The 21,099-nt window shown below is 74.9% G+C and carries 16 protein-coding genes; 8 read left to right on the top strand and 8 right to left on the bottom strand.

Translation table 11 applies throughout. The features are described 5' to 3' along the window. Positions 1–21 precede the first annotated feature (21 nt). Both GT045_RS37860 and GT045_RS37855 read left to right on the top strand, forming a co-directional pair. Positions 22–660: a sigma-70 family RNA polymerase sigma factor gene (locus GT045_RS37860; RefSeq protein WP_202516286.1), complete on the top strand. Its 639-nt coding sequence runs from the start codon at positions 22–24 to the stop codon at positions 658–660. Between the two features lie 89 nt (positions 661–749). Then, positions 750–1,229 (top strand): hypothetical protein, encoded by a 480-nt coding sequence (locus tag GT045_RS37855; protein ID WP_161336983.1) that lies wholly within the window; start codon positions 750–752, stop codon positions 1,227–1,229. Between the two features lie 9 nt (positions 1,230–1,238). Here GT045_RS37855 and GT045_RS37850 read toward each other — a convergent pair whose 3' ends face one another. The 3 genes from GT045_RS37850 to GT045_RS37840 all read right to left on the bottom strand — a co-directional run bounded on the left by GT045_RS37850 (position 1,239) and on the right by GT045_RS37840 (position 5,202). Beyond that, positions 1,239–2,030: an N-formylglutamate amidohydrolase gene (locus GT045_RS37850; protein ID WP_161290305.1), complete on the bottom strand. Its 792-nt coding sequence runs from the start codon at positions 2,028–2,030 to the stop codon at positions 1,239–1,241. Positions 2,031–2,450: 420 nt separating this feature from the next. Beyond that, on the bottom strand, positions 2,451–4,670 hold the full coding sequence (locus GT045_RS37845) for an NADP-dependent isocitrate dehydrogenase (RefSeq protein ID WP_161290307.1): 2,220 nt from the start codon (positions 4,668–4,670) through the stop codon (positions 2,451–2,453). A gap of 37 nt (positions 4,671–4,707) precedes the next feature. After that, complete coding sequence (locus GT045_RS37840; RefSeq protein ID WP_161336982.1) at positions 4,708–5,202, bottom strand: DUF4186 domain-containing protein; 495 nt, start codon at positions 5,200–5,202, stop codon at positions 4,708–4,710. A 96-nt stretch (positions 5,203–5,298) separates the two neighbouring features. Between GT045_RS37840 and GT045_RS37835 the strand changes: the two genes are divergently transcribed. Genes GT045_RS37835 through GT045_RS37825 form a run of 3 tightly spaced genes read left to right on the top strand, consistent with a single transcriptional unit; the run spans position 5,299 to position 11,297 of the window. Then, a complete protein-coding gene (locus tag GT045_RS37835; protein WP_161336981.1) occupies positions 5,299–6,942 on the top strand; it encodes a hypothetical protein in 1,644 nt (547 codons plus the stop codon). Between the two features lie 47 nt (positions 6,943–6,989). After that, positions 6,990–7,337, top strand: coding sequence for a trypco2 family protein (locus GT045_RS37830; RefSeq protein ID WP_161336980.1), 348 nt, complete (start codon positions 6,990–6,992; stop codon positions 7,335–7,337). 45 nt (positions 7,338–7,382) lie between these two features. Further along, on the top strand, positions 7,383–11,297 hold the full coding sequence (locus GT045_RS37825; protein WP_161336979.1) for a tetratricopeptide repeat protein: 3,915 nt from the start codon (positions 7,383–7,385) through the stop codon (positions 11,295–11,297). Here GT045_RS37825 and GT045_RS37820 read toward each other — a convergent pair. From GT045_RS37820 to GT045_RS37810, 3 genes are all read right to left on the bottom strand, one after another. Beyond that, positions 11,233–12,363, bottom strand: coding sequence for a mechanosensitive ion channel family protein (locus GT045_RS37820; RefSeq protein WP_345942880.1), 1,131 nt, complete (start codon positions 12,361–12,363; stop codon positions 11,233–11,235). The genes GT045_RS37825 and GT045_RS37820 overlap by 65 nt on opposite strands. Before the next feature lie 188 nt (positions 12,364–12,551). Further along, entirely contained in the window at positions 12,552–14,090 is a 1,539-nt protein-coding gene (locus GT045_RS37815; RefSeq protein ID WP_161336978.1) for an amino acid permease, read from the bottom strand. A gap of 248 nt (positions 14,091–14,338) precedes the next feature. Beyond that, positions 14,339–15,325 (bottom strand): hypothetical protein, encoded by a 987-nt coding sequence (locus GT045_RS37810; RefSeq protein WP_202516861.1) that lies wholly within the window; start codon positions 15,323–15,325, stop codon positions 14,339–14,341. A 254-nt stretch (positions 15,326–15,579) separates the two neighbouring features. On the opposite strand from GT045_RS37810, the gene GT045_RS37805 reads away from it, so the two are divergent. Genes GT045_RS37805 through GT045_RS37795 form a run of 3 tightly spaced genes read left to right on the top strand, consistent with a single transcriptional unit; the run spans position 15,580 to position 19,804 of the window. Then, positions 15,580–17,010: an FGGY family carbohydrate kinase gene (locus GT045_RS37805; RefSeq protein ID WP_161336977.1), complete on the top strand. Its 1,431-nt coding sequence runs from the start codon at positions 15,580–15,582 to the stop codon at positions 17,008–17,010. Then, positions 17,007–18,578 carry an NAD(P)/FAD-dependent oxidoreductase gene (locus tag GT045_RS37800; RefSeq protein WP_345942879.1) on the top strand — a complete coding sequence of 524 codons (1,572 nt, stop codon included), beginning with the start codon at positions 17,007–17,009 and terminating at the stop codon, positions 18,576–18,578. The genes GT045_RS37805 and GT045_RS37800 overlap by 4 nt, the downstream gene beginning before the upstream one ends. Continuing rightward, positions 18,575–19,804 carry an FAD-dependent oxidoreductase gene (locus GT045_RS37795; protein WP_161336976.1) on the top strand — a complete coding sequence of 410 codons (1,230 nt, stop codon included), beginning with the start codon at positions 18,575–18,577 and terminating at the stop codon, positions 19,802–19,804. Before GT045_RS37800 ends, GT045_RS37795 begins: the two co-directional genes overlap by 4 nt. A gap of 26 nt (positions 19,805–19,830) precedes the next feature. Here the strand turns inward: GT045_RS37795 and GT045_RS37790 are convergent, their stop codons facing one another. Both GT045_RS37790 and GT045_RS37785 read right to left on the bottom strand, forming a co-directional pair. Next, positions 19,831–20,595, bottom strand: coding sequence for a crotonase/enoyl-CoA hydratase family protein (locus GT045_RS37790; RefSeq protein WP_161298322.1), 765 nt, complete (start codon positions 20,593–20,595; stop codon positions 19,831–19,833). Positions 20,596–20,834: 239 nt separating this feature from the next. After that, a partial coding sequence (locus GT045_RS37785; protein ID WP_202529439.1) for a lysylphosphatidylglycerol synthase domain-containing protein occupies positions 20,835–21,099 on the bottom strand: 265 nt, incomplete at its 5' end.

The following is a 21,099-nucleotide window of genomic DNA, read 5'->3' as shown; positions in this document are numbered from 1 at the left end:
CGCGGTCGCGGCACTGTCCGCATGAGGGCCGGAACCCTGCGCTCCACGGCGTACGATGACGTGCCGTACACAAGGGGTGGAGTCGTGGACCGAACAGAGGTCGGCGCGCTGGTCCGGTCCGCTGTCGACGGGGACGCCGCGGCCTGGAAGGCGCTGGTGGAAGGGCTGAGCCCCCTGGTGTGGTCGGTGGTGCGCGCGCACCGGCTCTCGGACGCCGACGGGCACGAGGTCTTCCAGACCGTGTGGTTCCGCTTCGCCCAGCACCTGGGCCGGATAAGGGAGCCCGACAAGGCCGGTGCCTGGCTGGCGAGCACGGCCCGCCACGAGTGCCTGAAGGTGCTCAAGGGGCTGGCGCGGCTGACCCTGACCGACGATCCGCGGGTGCTGGACCGGGCCAGCGAGGACCGGACGCCGGAGGAGACGCTGATCGACGCGGAGGAGGCGGCGGGCCGGGCCGAGCGCATCCGCCGGCTGTGGCAGGAGCTGGACGGACTGGGCGAACGCTGCCGTCAGTTGCTGCGTGTGCTGATGGCCTCTCCGCCGCCCAGCTACGGGGAGATCTCGGCCGCGCTCGGCATCGCGGTCGGCAGCATCGGCCCGCTGCGGCAGCGCTGCCTGCGCCGGCTGCGGGCCCGGATGGACGCCCGGGGTGTGATGTGAACGGCGACGACGAGATGCCGGAGGACGGTATGCCGGGGAGCGGGACGCCCGGGGAGGGGACGTTCGGGGGCGAGGCGTCCGGGGGCGGGATGCCGGGGGACGGGACGCCGGGGGAAGGGCGGCCGGACGAGGGCGCGGCGGTGGACGCGCTGCTGGAGGAGGAGCTGCGTGAGGTCGCCGCCGTCCTCGACCCGGTGCCGGCCGGGCTGGTGCAGGCGGCCCTGGACGCGTTCGCGTTGCACGACCTGGACGCCCGGCTCGCCGAGCTGACCTTCGACTCGCTCGTGGACGCGCTGCCGGTCAGGGGAGCCGTGGACGCGCCGCGCATGCTGACGTTCCGCGCGGGCGAGCTGAGCGTCGACGTCGAGGTCACCGGGGACGGACTGATCGGCCAGGTCCTGCCGCCGCAGTCGGCCCGGATCGAGGTTCTCGGCGGCCCCGGGACCGGCCGTCCGGTCGCGGCCGACACCCTCGGCCGGTTCACCAGCGACACCCCGCCGGCCGGCCCGTTCGCCCTGCGGCTGCGCACCGGCGCGGAGGTGATCGTCACCGAGTGGCTGCGGGCCTGAACGCGGCGGCTACACGGCGTCGACCAGGGCCCCGAGGGCCGCGGCCAGGCGGTCCAGGCCCGGACCGGCGGGGCCGCCCGGCTCGGTCATGTAGGTGTCCCGCCGGATCTCCACCATCAGCGCGCCGACCCGGGCGTCCGTGCCGTAGAACTCCAGCGGCACGTACGTCCCGGCGAACGGGCTGTCCAGCCCCGTCCCACCGCAGCGGGCGAACGCCTGGCGGGCGGCCTCGGTCAGCTCCGCCGGGGTGTGGAAGGCGTCCGTGCCCAGGCACACCGGCGGGCGCGGCCCGGTCCCGTGCAGCTCGTAGGGGAGGGGCGCGGACGGGTAGGAGTGCACGTCGATGACGACGGCGCGCCCGGTCGCGGCCAGCCGGTCGGCGACCGCCCGCCGCACTGCCTCGGCGTACGGCCGGTAGTAGCGGGCGAGCAGGGGTTCGGAATCGGTGCCGGCCGGCCGCAGCTCGCCCCGGTGCGTGGTGCGCGTGTAGACGGCGCCCATGCCGACGGCCGTCATCTCCTCCCGTTCGTCCGGGAACCGCTCCGGGTCCACGACCAGCCGCGACAGCCGGTTCACGAACCGCCAGGGCGTGATCCCGGCCAGCTCGGCGGCCCGCCCGGCGATCTCGGCGGTGTGCGCGTCCGTGATGTGGTCCAGCTCCCGCTCCAGCGCCGCGTCGTCCAGCACGATGCCGTCGCGTACGTCCCCGGGTATCGCCCGTGCCGAGTGCGGTACGTGCAGCAGCACGGGTGACTCGGCGGCGCCGGGCAGGAGTTCGAAGGAGGGGGCGGACTCGGTCACGGGCTGCTCCAGCGCGGTCGTCGGTGGCGTCGTACCCGATCAAGGTGCCACACGGCACTGACAACGCGGACGGGCACCCGACCGAGCGGACGCCGCACGGGGGAGCAGGGAGGGGAGCCGGAGCGGTCCGGGCGAGGGGGCAGCAGCGATTTCGGTGAGGGGTCGGGCAGGGCTCGGTGAGGGAGCGGGAGCGGCCCGGGGAGGCAGCCGCAGCGATGCCGGTGAGGGGGCCGGAAGGGGTCGGTGAGAGAGCCGGAGCGGCCGGGGAGGGGGCCGCAGCGATACCGGTGAGGGGGCCGGAAGGGCTCGGGTGAGGAAGGGCGGGTGAGAGGGGCCGGGTGAGCGGGGCGGGGAACGGGGATCGCCCCGGCCGGGCGGGTGCCGGCCGGGGCGATTCCGGGTGACCTGTGGCGGTGAGCGTCAGCTCAGGGAGGCCAGCGCCTCGTTCCAGGTGGCCGACGGGCGCATGATCGCGTCCGCCTTGGCCTTGTCGACCTGGTAGTAGCCGCCGATGTCGGCCTGCTTGCCCTGGACGGCGATCAGCTCGTCCACGACCTTCTGCTCGTTCGCGGCGAGCGTCTCCGCGAGCGGCGCGAACGCCTTCGCGAGGTCGGCGTCGTCGGTCTGGCCGGCCAGCTCCTGCGCCCAGTACAGGGACAGGTAGAAGTGGCTGCCGCGGTTGTCGATGCCGCCGACGCGGCGGGTCGGGGACTTGTCCTCGTTGAGGAAGGTCGCCGTGGCGCGGTCCAGGGTGTCGGCGAGGACCTTGGCGCGGGTGTTGCCGGTGACCGTCGCGTACTGCTCGAAGGACGGGACGAGCGCGAAGAACTCACCGAGGGAGTCCCAGCGCAGGTAGTCCTCCTTGACCAGCTGCTGGACGTGCTTGGGCGCGGAGCCGCCGGCGCCCGTCTCGAAGAGGCCGCCGCCCGCCATCAGCGGGACCACCGACAGCATCTTGGCGCTGGTGCCCAGCTCCAGGATCGGGAACAGGTCGGTGAGGTAGTCACGCAGGACGTTCCCGGTCACCGAGATGGTGTTCTCACCGCGGCGGATGCGCTCCACCGACAGCTTGGTGGCCTCGACCGGGGAGAGGATCTTGATGTCCAGGCCCTCGGTGTCGTGCTCCGGCAGGTACTGCTCGACCTTGGCGATCAGCTGCGCGTCGTGGGCGCGGCCCGCGTCCAGCCAGAACACGGCCGGGTCGCCGGTGGCGCGGGCGCGGGTGACGGCCAGCTTGACCCAGTCGCGGATCGGCGCGTCCTTGGTCTGGCAGGCGCGGAAGATGTCGCCCGCGGAGACGGCCTGCTCGATCACGGCGGTGCCGGAGGCGTCGACCAGCCGCACGGTGCCGGTGACCGGGATCTCGAAGGTCTTGTCGTGGGAGCCGTACTCCTCGGCCTTCTGCGCCATCAGGCCGACGTTCGGCACCGAGCCCATGGTGGACGGGTCGTAGGCGCCGTTGGCCCGGCAGTCCTCGATGACGGCCTGGTAGACACCGGCGTAGGAGGAGTCGGGGATGACGGCGAGGGTGTCGTGCTCCTGGCCGTCCGGGCCCCACATGTGGCCGGAGGTGCGGATCATCGCCGGCATGGAGGCGTCGATGATGACGTCCGACGGCACGTGCAGGTTGGTGATGCCCTTGTCGGAGTCGACCATGGCGAGGGCCGGGCCCTCGGCGATCTCCGCGTCGAAGGACGCCTTGATCTCGGCGCCCTCGGGCAGGTTCTCCAGGCCCTTCAGGATGCCGCCGAGGCCGTCGTTCGGGGTCAGGCCGGCCGAGGCGAAGGTCTCGGCGTACTTGGCGAACGTCTTCGGGAAGAAGGCGCGCACCACGTGACCGAAGATGATCGGGTCGGAGACCTTCATCATCGTGGCCTTCAGGTGCACGGAGAACAGGACGCCCTCCTCCTTGGCCCGGGCGATCTGCGCGGTCAGGAACTCGCGCAGGGCGGCGGTGCGCAGCACGGAGGCGTCGACGACCTCGCCGGCCAGGACCGGTACGGACTCGCGCAGCACGGTGGTGGAGCCGTCGTCCCCGACCAGCTCGATGCGCAGCTCGCCGTCCTCGGCGATGGTCACGGACTTCTCGGTGGAGCGGAAGTCGTTCTCACCCATGGTCGCCACGTCGGTCCTGGACTCGGTGGTCCAGGCGCCCATGCGGTGCGGGTGGGTCTTGGCGTAGTTCTTCACCGACGCCGGGGCACGGCGGTCGGAGTTGCCCTCGCGCAGGACCGGGTTGACGGCGGAGCCCTTGATCTTGTCGTAGCGGGCGCGGATCTCGCGCTCCTCGTCGGTCTTCGGGTCGTCCGGGTAGTCGGGCAGCGCGTACCCCTTGGCCTGCAGCTCGGCGACGGCCGCCTTCAGCTGCGGGATGGAGGCCGAGATGTTCGGCAGCTTGATGATGTTGGCCGCCGGGGTCTTGGCCAGCTCGCCCAGCTCGGTCAGCGCGTCCGGGATGCGCTGGCCCTCGTCCAGGTACTCCGGGAATACGGCGATGATGCGCCCGGCCAGTGAGATGTCACGCGTCTCCACGGGCACACCGGCCTGCGAGGCGTACGCCTTGATCACCGGCAGGAACGAATGCGTCGCCAGGGCCGGGGCCTCGTCTGTGTAGGTGTAGATGATGGTCGAGTCAGTCACCGGGTGCTCCGCTCCACGTCTGCAACATTGCTCGACATCAAGATATCTCGTGATCGGGGTCGGCTCGACAGGGGTCCTGGCCGGAATACGCGTCGTCCGCCATCTCCCGCGCGATCCACCGGCAGATCACACGCACTACGTACAGGTGTTCGGTACGGGTCAGCTCGCGCCCCTTGGGGATGCCGTGCCAGCGCTGGAGACAGGTCCGGCAGCACGTGGCCGTGGCGTGCTGCGCCACGAACACCGGGTGCCCGCGGTAGGGCGTCTGGCTGCCGTCCTTGTACGGCTCGGCCGGCGCCAGGCGCTTCGCGATCAGGTCGTACGCGTGCCACCGGACGGTCGCCGGCCCCTTCAGCTCGGCGGTCGCCCGGTCCCGTCCGCGCAGGTGGAACTTCGCCCGGAACGGCTGGCGGGCGATCGCGTCGAGCCGCTGGTCGAGCGCGCGCAGGCCGTCGGCGCCGCGGTCACCGCCGGGGGAGCGGTGACCGGCGGCGGGCTGCTCGGGCGGGCCGGAGGCCGGGGAGGAGGTCATGGTGCTTCGAGCCTATCCCCGCCCGCGGACCCGGTCCCCGGCACCCGCGCGCGCCGCAGGGTTGCCCGGCGCGCCGGCCGTCGTCATGCTGGCGCCGTGGGGGATACGGCGGCACGGGCGGCGGTCGGTTTTCACATCTTCACCTCTCCGGCGCGCGGCGAGACCGAGGCGGCGCTGGCGGCGCTGCGGGCCGGGGGCGTGACCGGACTCCCCCTCCAGCCGCCGGGCGCCCCGGCCGAGGCCGAAGCCGTCCTGGCCGGGACCGCGGAGGTCGCGACGCTGGCCGGGGCCCTGACCGGGCTGCTGCACCGGCTCCGGCACGGTCTGGAGGTGCGGGCCGCGGGCCCCCGGGACCTCGTCGTGCGGTGCGGCGCCGATGTCCCCCAGGGGCTCGTCCTCGTCCGCGGCCAGGAGACGGACACCGAGGTGCGGGAGCCCGTCAGCCTGGCGGGCCCCCTGCGGGCGGTGCTCGCGGAGCTGGTCCACCGGCCGCCCGGGGTCCACCCCCGCAGCGTGCTGTTCGACGAGTGGCAGAACCAGGCGCTGGCCACCGAGGCGGCCCGGGCGACGCACGTCTTCGCCGATCCGGACTTCGTCCGCGGCGCCGATCCCACGGGCCGCCTCCTGGACGACCCCGAGCCGCTGACCCGTATCGCCACCCGGCCGCGCCTGCTGCTGGACCTGTTGCTGCTCGCCCACGCGATGTCGCCCACCGACGGGGGCGATCCCCATGCCTCGGACGTACGGCCGCCCGGCGCCGCGGAGGCACAGCGGCTGGCCTCGACGGTGGAGGCGTTCGTCCCGCCGTCGACCGACCCCCGGACCCGGCGGCTGAGACGGCCCCTGCCCGGAGGCGGCCACGGCTTCCTCATCGCCGTTCCGCCGGTGGCCGTCGACCTCATGGCGAACCTGTGCTGGGTCCTGCCCGCGGTGTGCGGCGTGCCCGGTGGCAGCGCGGGCGACCCGGAACGGCTCCGCGGCGACGTGGACGACATGGTCGCCTCCTACCTGACGTCGTGGCGCCCTGGCCGCACCGGCACCGTGCTCCCGCCCCGGCCGGTCATCCCGCAGAGCCGGCCCCCCGGCGTGGCCCCGCACGATCCCGAGGACCCCGTCGTGGTCTTCGACGCCTGTGCCCAGTTCCTCATCGCCCGGGAACTCATGCCCCTGCTCACCGGCGGGGCGGGCGAGGACGGACCGGGCTCCGCGCTGCCCGCGTTCACCGCCGGTCTGCCCCGCGAGGCCGCGCGGGAGGCGGCGGCGGACTCCGCGGCGTACGTGCTGACGGTGAACGCGCTCGTACTCGGCAGCACCGAACGGCCACCGCGGGCCCCCGACATCGCCAACGTCCGGCGCCACTTCCACGAGGAGAGGCCGAGCCGCCTGGGGCGGACCAGGCGACTGCGGCGACAGGCCCGCGAGGACGGCCTCATGATGGCGCGCAGCGTGTTGCGGGCCACCGAGGCGCTGCTGGCCTACTACGCCGTCGCCGACATCTTCGCCGCGCTGGCCCGCGCCCGCGGTGACAGCGCGCTCGCCCGGCACCTGGAGACCGTCGCCGACCGGCGCGAGACCGTGTGGACGTACGCGACCTGGGTCAGGCGGGAGGGCTTCCCGGAGTCCTGGGGGCTGCGTACCTGGCACGAAGGGGAGGACGAGGTGTGGGGGCGGCTCCAGGAGTACGTACGGCACGTCCAGCGGGACCTGGTCCCCGCCGTCGTCGGCGGGCGGGGCGCATGAACGGCGACCCGCCCGCTTCGCCGGGCCGCGCGCACTACGGTGTCTCCATGGAGGACATCACGATGGACGACATCACGGTAGGCGAGGCCATCGACCACCTCAGGGCGGAACTGACGGCCGCCCGGGCCCGGGCGGCCGACGCCGGGGTGCGCTTCGAACTCGGCGACATCTCGATGGAGTTCACGGTCGAGATGCGCCGCGACCGGAACGCCAGGGGCTCCGTCAAGGCGTGGGTGGTCTCCGGCGAACTGGCCCGGTCCCGCGCCGAGACGGCCACACACCGGCTGGCGTTCACCCTGCGCGCGGTGGACCAGGACGGCCAGGGCATCAGGATCGCCGACGCGGACGCCGCCACGGGCGGCCTCGCGGGCGGCGGGGGCACGCTGATCCGCTAGTCCGCTCCGGGGCGGCGGACAGGGCGGGAGGAACCGGGGGGACGAATGGAACTGGGCCGGATCGCGGCCGTGCTGCTGCCCGGGGAAACGGCCTACACGGGCAACGGCAGCGGCTACCTGCTCGGGCCGCGACTGGTGCTGACGGCCCGCCACGTGGTGGCCGGGCGCGACGCGTGCGACGTGCAGGTACCCGGCGGCTCCCCGGTACGGTGCTCCGTCGTCTGGCGCGGCGGACACCTGGACGGCGCGGATGTGGACGCGGCGCTGCTCCTCGCGGACCGGGACGTGCGCGCCCCCGTGGCCCCGGTCCGCTGGGGCCGGCTGGTGACCGCCCGGCAGCAGCCGTGCGACGTGGCCGGTTACCCGGACGCCGCCCGCCGGGCCGGCGGCGCGCTGGAGCTGGAGCAGCCCCGCGCGGTGCTCTCCCCGGCTTCCGGTGCCCTCTCGCACCGCTACACCGTGGAACTCGCCGCGGCGCCGCCCCCCGACCCCGCCCGCGCCCCCTCCCCGTGGAGCGGGCAGTCCGGCGCGGCCCTCTTCTGCGGCACCGGTGCCCGCGGAGTGCCCCTGCTGACGGGGGTGGTGGTGACCGACGTGACCGGCTGGGGCGTACCGCGCTGGGAGGCCGTCCCGGTGTACGCGCTGCTGGCCGATCCCGCCTTCACGGAACTGGTGACCCGGCACACCGGTACCGTCCCCGTCGGGGAACCCGTCGACCTGCAAGGTCTGATCGCCCCGGCCGGGGGCTGGCAGGTGCGCTCCCCGGCCACCCTGCTGGACCAGCGGGCCGAGGTCGTCCGCTTCCACGGCCGGGCGGGACTGCTGCGCGAACTCGCCGAGGACTGGTGTGCCGGGGAGGGGGTACGGCTCGCCGTGCTCACCGGCCCCGGCGGGGCGGGCAAGTCCCGCCTGGCGCGCGAGCTGTCGGCCCGGATGCGGGACCGGCACGGCTGGGTCTGCGGCGCCCTCGACGACCGCGGCCCCGACGGCGATCACGGTGTCCTGGCCGAGGTGGACCGGCCCCTGCTGCTGGTGGCGGACTACGCCGAAGTCCGCATTCCGCAACTGACCGCCCTGCTCACGGTGCTGGACCGGCGGCCCGCCGGCCGGCCGCCCGTACGCCTGCTGCTGACCGCGCGGGGCCGCGGGGACGACACCGGCGGCTGGTGGGACCAGCTGCGGACCCGCACCCGCGAGACCCGCGCCCTGACCTTCGACGCCCTGCACCGCGAACTCCCGCCGCTGACCGGGTTATCCGACCGCGACGCCCACTACCGGGCCGCCCTCGGTGATCTCGCCCGGCGGCTGCCCGACGCCCTGCCCCGTGACCTGCGGGCGGCCACGGGCGACTGGACGGCCCGGGTGGCGCTCGTCCCGGGCCGGGACGTGAGCGCTCCCGAGTACGGCTCCGCCCTCACCCTGCACATGACCGCGCTGACCGACCTGCTGTCCACCCACCCCGCGACCCGCCCCTCCCGAGGGCACCTCCTCGTCGAGGAGCAGCTGCTGCTGCACGAACGCGCCTACTGGGAGGACAGCGCGGCCGCCCGCCCCCTGCTGGCCGCCGCCGGTCCCGTGCGGCTGGCCGACGCGGTCGGCACCGCCGTCCTCACCGCGGCCGCGGAACCCGCCCTCGCCGCACCGCTGTTCCGGTCGTCCCCCGGGTTCCGTGAGGCCGCCGACGACGTGGTCGGCCAGGGCACGGCGTGGCTCGCCGGAATGTACCCGGCGGACGGCACGACCTGCTGGGGCGCGCTGCAGCCCGACCGGCTGGGCGAGTACCACGTGGGCGCCCGGACCCGCGCCGACGGCGACGTCGTCACCCTGCCCCTCGTCACCCTCGCGGCCCGGGCCCCGTCCGAGACCGGCGATCCCCTGCTCGCCGCCCTGGTGACCGTCTCCCGGGTGGCCGACGCACCCCGCCACTGGGAGCCGGTAGCCCAGGCCCTCGACGCGGCGCTCGGCCGGGAACCCGCCCTCGCCGCACGGATCATGCACGCCGCCACCCTCACGGACTGCCCCGAACCGCTGACCGAGGCACTGCACCGGCTCACCGACGCCCCGGACACCGATCCGCGGCTCCTGCTCGACCTGCTCGACCGGCTCGGGGCGGGCCGCAGCCGCGTCCTGGCCCGCTGGGCGACCCGCACCGCCGCCACCGCGGCCCGCGCCCTGCCCGACACGCGACGCGCGGCAGCACTGGTGCACGAGGCCGGCTGGCGCCAGGCGGCCGGAGACCACTACGCCGCGCTCCGCCGATGCGACGAGGCGCTGGACCTGTACCGCTCCGGCGCCGCCGCCGCGCCGCCCGTGGCGCTGGCCGAAGCCCTGACGGTCAAGGCCCGTTCACAGCGCTGGACGGCCGACTTCGACGCGGCACTGGTCACCCTGGACTCGGCGCAGAGCGTCCTGCACGAGGCGCCCGAGGGCCACGGACGGTCCCTGGCCGCCGCGGACATCCTCGGCGAGCGCGGCCGGCTCCTCGTCCACCGGGGCGACGCCGCCGAGGCGCTGGAGCTCCAGCAGCGCAGGATCGCCGTCCTCACCGCGCTCGGGGACGCGGGCGGCCCCGCCGTGCTCGAACGGTTGGCGGACGCCGAGTCGGAACTCGCCCGTTCCCTGCACGGCCTGGGCCGGTTCCGGGACGCGGTGGACGCGATGTCGGACGCCACCGCCGAGGCACTGGACCGCAGGGCCGGCGAGCACCCCGACACGCTCGGTGACGAGGCCCTGGGCGCCATGGTGACCCGCGCCAACCGCCTCAGGCTGATGGACCGGTTCGAGGAGGCGCTGGCCGTCCTGCGCGAGGCGCTGCCGTTCGTGGACCGGCCGGAGAACTCGGCCACGCCCACCGGTGCGGCCAACCTGGCCGTGGTCCTCAACAACCTGGGCGGCACGCTCATGTGCCTGGAACGGTACGAGGAGGCGGTCGAGCCGATCCGCCGCGGCCTCGCCATCCGGCGTGCGCTGGCCGCGGACGCCGGAGGTCCCGTCGAGCCGCTGGCCGGCTCCCTGCTCCAGTACGCCGACGCACTCCAGGAACTCGGTCGCGACGACGAGGCCCGGGCGGCCGCCGAGGAATGCGTCGCCGTGAGCACCGACCTGGTGAGCCGCGGCCTGCTCGACCCGCGCACGAAGGCCCGGGCCCAGGCCATGCTCGCCGAGATCCTCCTGAACACCGCGGAGACGGCGGCGCGCGGACGGCGGCGTGGCGACATACGGCGGGCGGTGCGACTGCTGCACGCCTCGCTGCGGTTCTACGAGAGGAACAAGGCCGCCATGCCGGGGGACCACCTGGCCGAGTACGCGAGCATGCTGCACGTCACGACGTACCACCTCTCCCGGCTGACGGTCAGCCGCCTGACGCTGTTCGCCCTCGCCCACCGGATGCTGGACGCCTGGCGGACCGCCACCCGCCACGATCCCGCCCAGCACGGGGACGACCTGGTGGAGGCGCTGACCTCCGTGGCCGTGGCGTACGAGCGGACCGGGCGGCCGGCCCGGGCCGAACGGCTGCTCGCGGAGGCGGTCGCGGTACGGCGCATGCTCGTCGAACGGCGGGGGCAGGGCACCGACCCGGCCCTGCTCGCCTCGGCGCTGGCCCGCCACGCCGGGCGGCTCTCCCTCGACGGCCGGGCGGACGCGGCCCTGCCCCTGCTGCGCGAGGCGCTCGTCCAGACCGACCGGGCCCGGCCGTACCTCTCCCCGGAGGAGTACGCCCTGAACGTCGCCGTCTGCCATCACAACCTGGCCGACACCCTGCCCTGGACCGGTGCCCTCCACGAGGCGCTGGAGGAGGTGGCGGCCGCCGAGGCGTGCCTGGGCGCCGTCGCCGCCCGTCTCCCCGACCGGTACGCCGAGGAGATGCGGGACTGTGCCGAGCTGCGCGGCCGGATCACCGACGCGATGACGAACGGTCTGCCGGCCCGTCCTGGTCGACGACGGCCGCGTCGCCGGTGAGGACGCTCCCGCCGCCGCGCTGCTGCGGGATGACCGGCCCGCCCTGCTGGACGGTCACCGTGCGCGTGGGCGCCGGGATGCGGATGCCCTCCGCGCGGTAGCGGCGGTGCAGGCGCTTGATGAACTCGTGCTTGATCCGGTACTGGTCGCTGAACTCGCCCACGCCGAGGATCACCGTGAAGCCGATCCGGGAGTCGCCGAAGGTGTGGAAGCGGACGGCCGGCTCGTGGTCGGGGACCGCGCCGGCGACGTCCGCCATCGTCTCCGCCACCACCTCCCCGGTCACCCGCTCGACGTGCTCCAGGTCGGAGTCGTAGCTCACGCCCACCTGCACCAGGACGGTCAGTTGCTGCTCCGGGCGCGTGTAGTTGGTCATGTTGGCCTTGGCGAGCTGGCCGTTGGGGATGACCACCAGGTTGTTGGACAGCTGCCGGACGGTCGTCTGACGCCAGTTGATGTCCACCACGTAGCCGTCCTCGCCACTGCTCAGCCGGATGTAGTCGCCCGGCTGGACGGTCTTGGAGGCGAGGATGTGGATGCCCGCGAAGAGGTTGGCGAGCGTGTCCTGCAAGGCCAGGGCGACGGCCAGACCGCCGACACCCAGGGCGGTGAGCAGTGGGGCTATGGAGATGCCGAGGGTCTGCAGGACGACCAGGAAACCGATCGCCAGGACCAGCACCCGGGTGATGTTGACGAAGATCGTCGCCGAGCCCGCCACCCCGGACCGGGACTGGGTGACCGAGCGGACCAGACCGGCGATCACCCGGGCCGCGGAGAACGTCACCACGACGATCAGCCAGACCTGGAGCACCTCGTCGACATGGTGCTGGACGGTCCGGGTCAGGGGCAGCACGGCCGCTGCCGCCGCCGCGCCGCCCGTGATCGCGGCCCAGGGGACGACCGAGCGCAGGGCGTCCACGATGACGTCGTCGCCGCTCCAGCGGGTCCGCTTGGCGTGCTTGGCCAGCCAGCGCAGCAGGGTGCGCGACATGAAGGCGAGCACCAGGCCCGCCGCCAGGGCGATGCCGGCGAGGACGAGGTCGTCCAGGGTCAGCGCGCGGTTCACCGGTCACCTCCGGGGCGCTTCGCCGCCGCGGGAGGCCGGTTGGGGAGTCTCGTCACGTTGTCACCTGCTCGATGTCCGGGAAGTGCGACCGCGCCGGCCCCGGAACTCCGGTGACCGGCGCGCTCGTTCATCCTGCCGTATCCGGCACACCGGTCCGTACCGGGACCGGCGCTCTTCGGGCAGTGGGCTCAGACGATCCCCTCCGCGAGTTCCGCCTGGTCACGGTCGCTGCCGTACGCGGCGGTGGTCGGAGTGCCGTACGACCTGCGGGCGACGTACCACCAGACGCTGGCGAGAACGAGCACCACGGCGAGGGCCACGGAGGCGTAGTTCATCGTGCTCACCGTGACCGGCGACGCCTGCGGCAGGCAGAACAGGACGGTCACGCAGGCCACCCACACCACCGCGGTCCAGCCGATCGGCTTGCTCCAGCGGCCCAGCTGCCACGGCCCCGGCCGGAAGCGGTCGCCCGCCCGCAGCCGCAGGAACACGGGTATCGCATAGGCCGGGGTGATGCCGATGACGTTGATGGCGGTCACCGCGTTGTACGCCGTCGCCGAGTACAGCGACGGCAGGGCGAGGATCCCGGCGACGACGACGGACAGCCAGACGGCGGCGACCGGGGTCTGGGTGCGCTCGCTGACCTTGCGCCACAGGTGCGAGCCGGGCAGCGCGCCGTCCCGGCTGAACGCGAACACCATCCGGCTGGCGGCGGCGACTTCGGCGTTCCCGCAGAACAGCTGGGCGATGATGACGACGAGGAGCAGCGCGCTCGCGCCGCCGGTGCCGAGGCCGTCGAGCAGGATCTGGGCGGGCGGCACCCCGGTGTCGGTGGCGCGGGTGGCGTCGTAGTCCTGGATGGCGAAGGTCAGACCCGCCAGCAGCGCGAAACCGGCGAGCCAGGACACCCAGATGGCGCGGACGATACCGCGCGACGCGGCCACGGAGGCGTGCGAGGTCTCCTCCGACAGATGGGCGGAGGCGTCGTAGCCGGAGAAGGTGTACTGGGCGAGGAGCAGGCCGATCGCGGCCACGTAGAGCGGGTTGTCCCAGCCGGTCTCGTTGACGAACTCGGTGAACACGAAGGACGGCGACCGGTGGTGGTCCGGGAAGATCGCCAGCGCGCCGACGATCAGCGCGACGCCCGCCAGGTGCCACCACACGCTGACCGAGTTGAGCACGCTGACCAGGCGCACACCGAACAGGTTCAGCGTCGCGTGCAGCAGCAGGATCACGCAGAAGATCAGCATGGTCTTGCCGGGCGTCGGCTCGAAGCCCCACTGGAGGTTGGCGAACGCGCCGGTGAACAGGGCGGCGCCGTAGTCGATGCCGGCGATCGCGCCGAGCAGGCCGAGCAGGTTCAGCCAGCCGGTGTACCAGCCCCAGCGCCGGCCGCCGAGCCGGTCGGCCATGTAGTACAGGGCGCCCGAGGTCGGATAGGCGCTGGTGACCTCGGCGAGGGCCAGGCCGACGCACAGCACGAACAGGCCGACACCGGCCCAGCCCCACAGCATCACGGCGGGACCGCCGGTGGTCAGGCCGAAGCCGTACAGGGTCATGCAGCCGGACAGGATCGAGATCACCGAGAAGCTGATCGCGAAGTTGCCGAAGCCGCCCATACGACGGGCCAGCACCGGCCGGTAGCCGAGTTCACGCAGGCGCTGTTCCTCGTCCTGCTGCGGCAGGCCGGGGGAGGGGGCGGGCGACGGATCGGGGGTGGGGGACACGCGGAGACCTCCGGAATCGGACAGTTGTCGAACGGGACCTTCTGGGTGGTGCGCAGGGACGATCGGGTGGTGCGAGGGGCGATCGGGTGGTGCGGAGGGCCACCGGGTCGTGCGGCGGGGCCATCGGGTGGTGCGCAGGGAGGATCGGGTGGCGCTGAGGGGCGTTCCGGGCGGAGCGGCACTGCGACCGGGGGCGGTCCGGGGGTACCGCGGGGGTGGTCAGGGTGGTCAGGGGCGGGCGGGAGCGGTCAAGGGCGGGGGCCGTCCGCGGCGGCCCGGCAGCGGTCCCGGGCCTGGACGAAGACCTCCACGGCCCGGTCCCGGTCCCGGGTGCGGTACATCCAGGGCGGGGGCGTGAAGTAGGGGCCGATCGCCTCGAACACCCGGTGCGCCTCCTGGAACCGCAGGGATCCCCACAGCGCGTGGGCCAGGTGGTTGAGGTCCGGCAGCGCGCGCTCGGCGGGCCGGGTCCGCTCGAACCAGGTGTGCAGCGCGTGCCGCGCCTCGCGGCCCGCCTCCTCCGCCACCCAGTGCAGGTCCAGCGCCGCGTCGTGCCCGCTGTCCCGGCGGTAGCGTTCCACACGCACGTACAGCGGCAGCAAGTGCAGCGCGGAACCGGCCGGGGCCCGGCCCGCGGCCCACTGGGCGTACCCGGCGGCCTCGGCGAGCCGGCCCGAACCGCCGCGCGCGTACAGGAACTGCAGCATCCGGTGGTGGGCCTCGCGGTTGAACGGGTCGCGCCTGTCGGCCTCGGCCAGCAGTCCCCAGGGCGCCGGCGGCAGCATCGGTTCCGGCGGGGCGGCCCGGTGCTCCTCCCAGCGCTGCTCCGGATCGAGCTGGGACAGGGCCAGCAGGCACACCCAGGGCACGGGGTCGAGCGGCGCGGCCGCCGTGGCCGACTGGGCGGTGTCCCACGCCTCGATCCACAACTGGTGTGTACGGCGGTGCTGTTCGCGCCGGGCGCGGAGCGCCCGCTCCACGCCGACCCGGGCGTTCATGACCGCCGCGTGGACACTGCCCGGCTCCTCGGTGAGCCACGCACGCACCACGTCGGTGCCGGCCGCGGCCGCCGCCAGGACCTGGGTGCGCTGGGTCCACTGCCACCCCTCGGTGGTCTCCGCGAGCAGGGCGCGCATGGCCATCCAGCGGCCGGTGCGCAGGTCCTGGAGCGCGGTGCGCAGGGCGTGGTCCGGGCCGGCGGGATCGTAGGAGGGGCGGGCTCCGTCTCTGGCCATCAGCCGCCGGCCCCCGGCCACGGGCGCACGGGCGTGGTGGCGGGGTGACGTTGCAACAGCACTCCCCTGGCGGTGACGTGATGGTCATTCATGTGGTCGGCGGTCACTATAGAGGCGTACGTGGCGTCGGTACCATTGTTGCCAAGTCAACTATTTAGCATGGCAAGTTGAACGAGGGTGAACACCTTGACGCCGGACCCCGCCCGGCGGCAGGCTGGCGCGGTGATCTTCAGGGCCGGAGCGGAGGACGCGCGATGACGGGGCCGGTACTGGCCGTCGACCAGGGCACGTCCGGCACCAAGGCGCTCGTGGTCTGCCCGCGGCGCGGCGTCCTCGGCACCGGGTTCGCCGAGGTCCGGCCCAGGTACCTGCCGGGCGGCCTGGCCGAGGTCGACCCGGCCCGGCTGTACGACTCGGTGGTGGAGGCCGGCCGCCGCGCGCTCGCCGAGGCCGGTGAGGACGTCGTCGCGCTCGGCCTCGCCAACCAGGGGGAGACCGTCCTCGCCTGGGACCCGGACACCGGCCGTCCGCTGACCGACGCGCTGGTGTGGCAGGACCGGCGCGCCGAATCCGTCTGCGCCCAACTCGCCGACCACGCAGATGAGTTGCGACAACTGACCGGGCTGCCCCTCGATCCGTACTTCGCCGCGCCCAAGATGGCGTGGATCCGCCGCCACCTCACCCGCGACGGCGTCGTCACCACCTCCGACGCCTGGCTGGTCCACCGCCTCACCGGCGCCTACGTCACCGACGCCGCCACCGCCGGCCGCACCCAGCTCCTGGACCTGGACCGCGCCGTATGGTCGCCGCGCGCACTGGACCTCTACGGCCTGGCCGGCGAACGCCTGCCCGAGGTCACCGACTCCGCCCGGCCGGTGGGGACGACCACGGCGTTCGGCCCCGAGATCCCGCTCACGGGACTGATCGTGGACCAGCAGGCCGCCCTGCTCGCCCAGCGCGTCACCGGGCCGGGAGCCGCCAAGTGCACCTACGGCACCGGGGCGTTCCTGCTCGCGCACACCGGCGACCGGCCCCGGCGCGGCGGCTCCGGCCTGGCCAGCTGCGTGGCCTGGCGGCTCGCCGGACGCACCGGCTACTGCCTCGACGGGCAGGTCTACACGGCCGCCTCCGCCGTCCGCTGGCTCACCGACCTCGGTGTCATCGCCTCCGCCGCCGACCTCGACCCGGTCGGCGGCACCGTCCCGGACAGCGGCGGGGTCACCTTCGTCCCCGCCCTCGCCGGACTCGCCGCCCCCTGGTGGCGCGGTGACCTGCGCGGCTCCCTCACCGGCCTCGGGCTCGACACCACGGCCGGGCATCTGGTGCGCGCCCTGTGCGAAGGGCTCGCCGCCCAGGTCGCCGAACTCGCCGAGGCCGCCGCCCACGACCTGGGCGCACCCCTGGACACCCTCCGCGTCGACGGCGGCCTCACCCGCTCCGCGCTGCTCATGCAGACCCAGGCCGACCTGCTGCAACGGCCCGTCGAGGTGTCCGCGCTGCCGGACGCCACCGCGCTCGGCGCCGCCGCCCTCGCCCGCCTCGGCGCCGATCCCGGGCTGAGCGTCGCGGCGGCGCTGCCCGACTGGAAGCCCGCCGCCGTGTACGAGCCGCGCATCCCGGCCGACCGCGCCGCCGAACGCCGGGCCGGTTTCCGCAGCGCCGTCGCGGCCCTGCTCGGCCCGTGACCGTCACCGCGGACGGCCCGCTGCCGTCCACGCCGTACGACGTGACGATCGTCGGCGCCGGCGTGGTGGGCTGCGCCGTCGCCCGCGAGCTCGCCCGCCGCCCCCGGCTGCGCATCGCCCTCGTGGAGGCGCAGGACGACGTCGGCCAGGGCACCTCGAAGGCCAACACCGCCATCCTGCACACCGGTTTCGACGCGACCCCCGGCACGCTGGAGGCCCGGCTGGTCCGCGAGGGCCACGAGCGGCTCGGCGCCTACGCCGCGGAGACCGGCATCCCCGTCGAACGGGTCGGCGCCCTGCTGGTCGCCTGGGACGAGGAGCAGCTCGCCGCGCTGCCCCGGTTCGCCGAGAAGGCCGCACGCAACGGCTGCCACGACACCGCCCTGCTCGGCCCCGGTGACCTCTACGCCCGCGAGCCGCATCTCGGCCCCGGCGCGCTCGGCGCCCTGCACGTCCCCGGCGAGAGCGTCATCTGCCCCTGGACGACGACCCTGGCGTACGCCACCCAGGCCGTGGGCGCCGGAGCCGACCTGCACCTGAACACCACCGTACGGCGGGTGGAGCGGACGTCGGACGGACACCGGCTGACCACGGGCCGGGGCGTCCTGCGCACTCGCCACCTCGTCAACGCGGCCGGACTGCACGCCGACACCCTGGACCGCGCGCTCGGCCACGAGGACTTCACCGTCACCCCGCGCCGCGGCCAGCTCATCGTCCACGACAAGCTCGCCCGCCCCCTCGTCCGGCACATCCTGCTGCCCGTACCGACGGCGCTCGGCAAGGGTGTCCTGGTCGCCCCCACCGTGCACGGCAACGTCCTGCTCGGCCCCACCGCCGAGGACCTGCACGACAGACGGGACACCCGGTCCACCGCCGACGGGCTGGCCGCTCTGCGGGAGAAGGGCCGGCGCGTCCTGCCCGCGCTGCTCGACGAGGAGGTCACCGCCGTCTACGCCGGGCTGCGGGCGGCCACCGAGCACGCGGACTACCGCATCACCGCGCACCCCGAGCAGGCGTACGTCACCGTCGGCGGCATCCGCTCCACCGGCCTGACCGCGTCCCTGGCCATCGCCGCCCACGTCGCCGGCCTGCTGGCCGGCAACGGGCTCGACCTCGGCCCGGTCCGGGAGCCGGAGCCGCTCACCATGCCCAACCTCGGCGAGGAGTTCCCGCGCCCCTGTCAGCGGCCGGACCTCGTCGCCGCCGACCCCGAGTACGGCACTCTCGTCTGTCACTGCGAGCGCGTCTCCCGCGGCGAGATCCGCGACGCCCTGGCCGGCCCGGTCCCGCCGCGCACCCTGCAGGGCCTGCGCCGCCGCACCCGGGCCGGGGCCGGCCGCTGCCAGGGGTTCTACTGCGGCGCGGCGGTGCGCGAGCTGTTCGAACGGGGCACGCGCGAACGACCGGCGGCCGCACGGGAACCGGAATCAGGCGGGTGGGGACGGCCGTCGTCCGTGGGGGAGTCCGAACCGGGTGGGTGGGGAGGGCCGTCGTCCGCTGCGGAGTCGGAATCAGGCCCGTGGGGACGGTCGCCGGCCGCCGGGGAGCAGGAAGGGGGCCGGGCATGACGGTGCCTTGCCGTGTGGACGTCCTCGTCGTCGGTGCCGGACCCGCCGGACTCGCCGCCGCCGCGCGCCTGGCCGCCGCCGGCGCCGGGCGGGTGGAGGTGCTGGAGCGGGAGACACAGCCCGGCGGCGTGCCCCGGTACTGCGCGCACGGCGGCTTCGGCACCTGGACGCGTCCGCTCACCGGCCCCGGGTACGCCCGGCTGCTCACGGAGGCCGCCGAGCGGGCCGGTGCCACGCTACGGACCGGGGTGACGGCACTGGACTGGGCGACGGCGGGCCCCGTGCTCACCGTAGTCGGCCCCGGCGGAGCCGAGACCGTCGAGGCGCGGGCGGTCGTCCTCGCCACCGGTGCCCGCGAACGCCCCCGCTCCGCCCGGCTGGTACCGGGCAGCCGCCCGGCCGGTGTCCTCACCACCGGCGAACTCCAGCAGGCGGTGCACCTGTTCGGGCAGCGTGTCGGCAGCCGTGCGGTCGTGGTCGGCGCCGAGGACGTCTCCTACGCGGCGGCCGGCACCCTGCGCGCCGCCGGTGCCGAGGTCGTCGCCCTCGTCACGGAGCACCCGCGCGCCCAGACCGGCCGGGCCCGTACCCAGGCGGCCCGGCTCGGTCACGGCATCCCGCTGCTGACCGACACAACGGTCGCCGAACTCCTCGGCCACGGACGGCTGTCCGGTGTCCGCGTCCGGCACCGGGACGGCCGTACCGCCGTACTGCCCTGCGACACCGTGGTGTTCACCGGTGACTTCGTCCCGGACCATGAACTGGCCCGGCGCGGCGGGCTGCTCCTGGACCCCGGCACCCGCGGCCCCTCCGTCGGCGGTTCCGCGCACACCTCGCGCCCCGGTGTGTTCGCCGCCGGCAACCTCCTGCACGCCGTGGAGCCCGCCGGCACCGCGGCCCGCGAGGGTGCGCGGGCGGGCGGCGCCGTCCTCGACTTCCTGGCGGGCGCCCCCTGGCCGGACCCCGGAGTGCCGGTCCGCGTGACGGCGCCGCTCAGCTGGATCACCCCGAACCGTGTCACCCCGGCCGCCCGCCCCGCCCGTCACACCCTGCGCACCGGAGCCCCGCTGCACCGCCCCGTCCTGTACGTCCACCAGGACGGCCGCCTCCTGCACCGGGAGCGGACCGGCACCGCCCGGCCGCACCGCTCCCTGTCCCTCACCGCCCACTGGCACGACCGCGTCGACCCGCAGGGCGGGGAGGTGAGGGTGAGCACCGCCCGCTGAGCGGACCGGGTGCCGACGCCGGCCGCTCACGAGTCGGTGAACGCCCCGTGCCGCCCTGCTCCGGACGCGAAGCGGGCGGCACCCTCCGCGCTCTGGGCCAGCACCCCCATGCCGTGCCGGAGTTCGCCGCGCAGGGCCTCCTCCTCCGCCCTGCCCTCCTGGTCCAGGACCGACGCCCGGTCGCTGCGCAGGCAGGACTGCGGGAAGCGGGCGATGGCCGCGGCGAGGGCCTCCGCCTCGGCGCGGGCGGTGCCGGCCGGGACGACCCGGTCGGCGAGCCCCATGGCGTGCGCCTCGCGGGCCGGCACCGGGCGGCCGGTGAGGATCATGTCCAGTGCCCGGCCGGTACCGACGAGGCGGGGCAACCGGACCGTGCCGCCGTCGATCAGCGGTACGCCCCAGCGGCGGCAGAACACCCCGAACACCGCGTCCTCCTCGGCGACCCGCAGATCGCACCACAGGGCGAGTTCCAGGCCGCCCGCGACCGCGTGCCCGGCCACCGCCGCGATCACCGGCTTGGACAGCCGCATCCGGGTCGGCCCCATCGGCCCGTCCCCGTCCTGCGCCACCCGGTTGCCGCGCTCGGTGCCGATGGCCTTCAGGTCCGCGCCCGCGCAGAAGGTGCCGCCCTCGCCCCACAGGACTGCCACCCGGGCGCCGTCGTCCGCCTCGAACGCCCGGAAGGCGGCGGCGAGTTCCGCGGCCGTCGGGCCGTCCACCGCGTTGCGCGCCTCCGGCCGGGCGAGGACGACCGTGGTGACGTGCTGCTGCCGCTCGATCCGCACCGGCATACGGCATCCTCCTTCTGACGGGCCCACGGCCCGGACTGCGACGGTGACTCGCCGGTAGCTTCGCAGCAGCGGGGCCGGTCGGGACAGACCCGGCCCCGGTGCGGCGGCGGTCCGCGTCGAACGGCCTTCATCGGCCCCACAGTGCGGCGGTCGGTGCCGAACGGCCCTGAGGGGCCCGGTGCCGCGGCGTTCGGTGTCGGACGGCCTTCAGCGAGCCCCCGGTGCCGTGCCGGCCGGTGTCAGATGACCTTCAGCCGGACCAGCGCACCCAGCGTCAGCGCCCCCGGTACCAGCGGCACCCACACCGTGATGACGCGGTAGGCCAGCACCACCGCCGTGGCCAGCGCCGCCGGGCCGCCCACCGCGACCAGCGCCACGATCAGCGCGGCCTCGACGGAGCCCAGGCCGCCCGGCGTGGGCACCAGGGCCACCGCCACCGTCGCGGCGAGGTAGGCGAGCGCCGTGTGGGCGGCGGGCACCGGCAGGCGCAGCGCCTGGCCGACC

The organism is Streptomyces sp. SID486 (assembly GCF_009865385.1).
Classification (GTDB): domain Bacteria; phylum Actinomycetota; class Actinomycetes; order Streptomycetales; family Streptomycetaceae; genus Streptomyces.
This window is presented reverse-complemented; position numbering and strand designations above follow the sequence as displayed.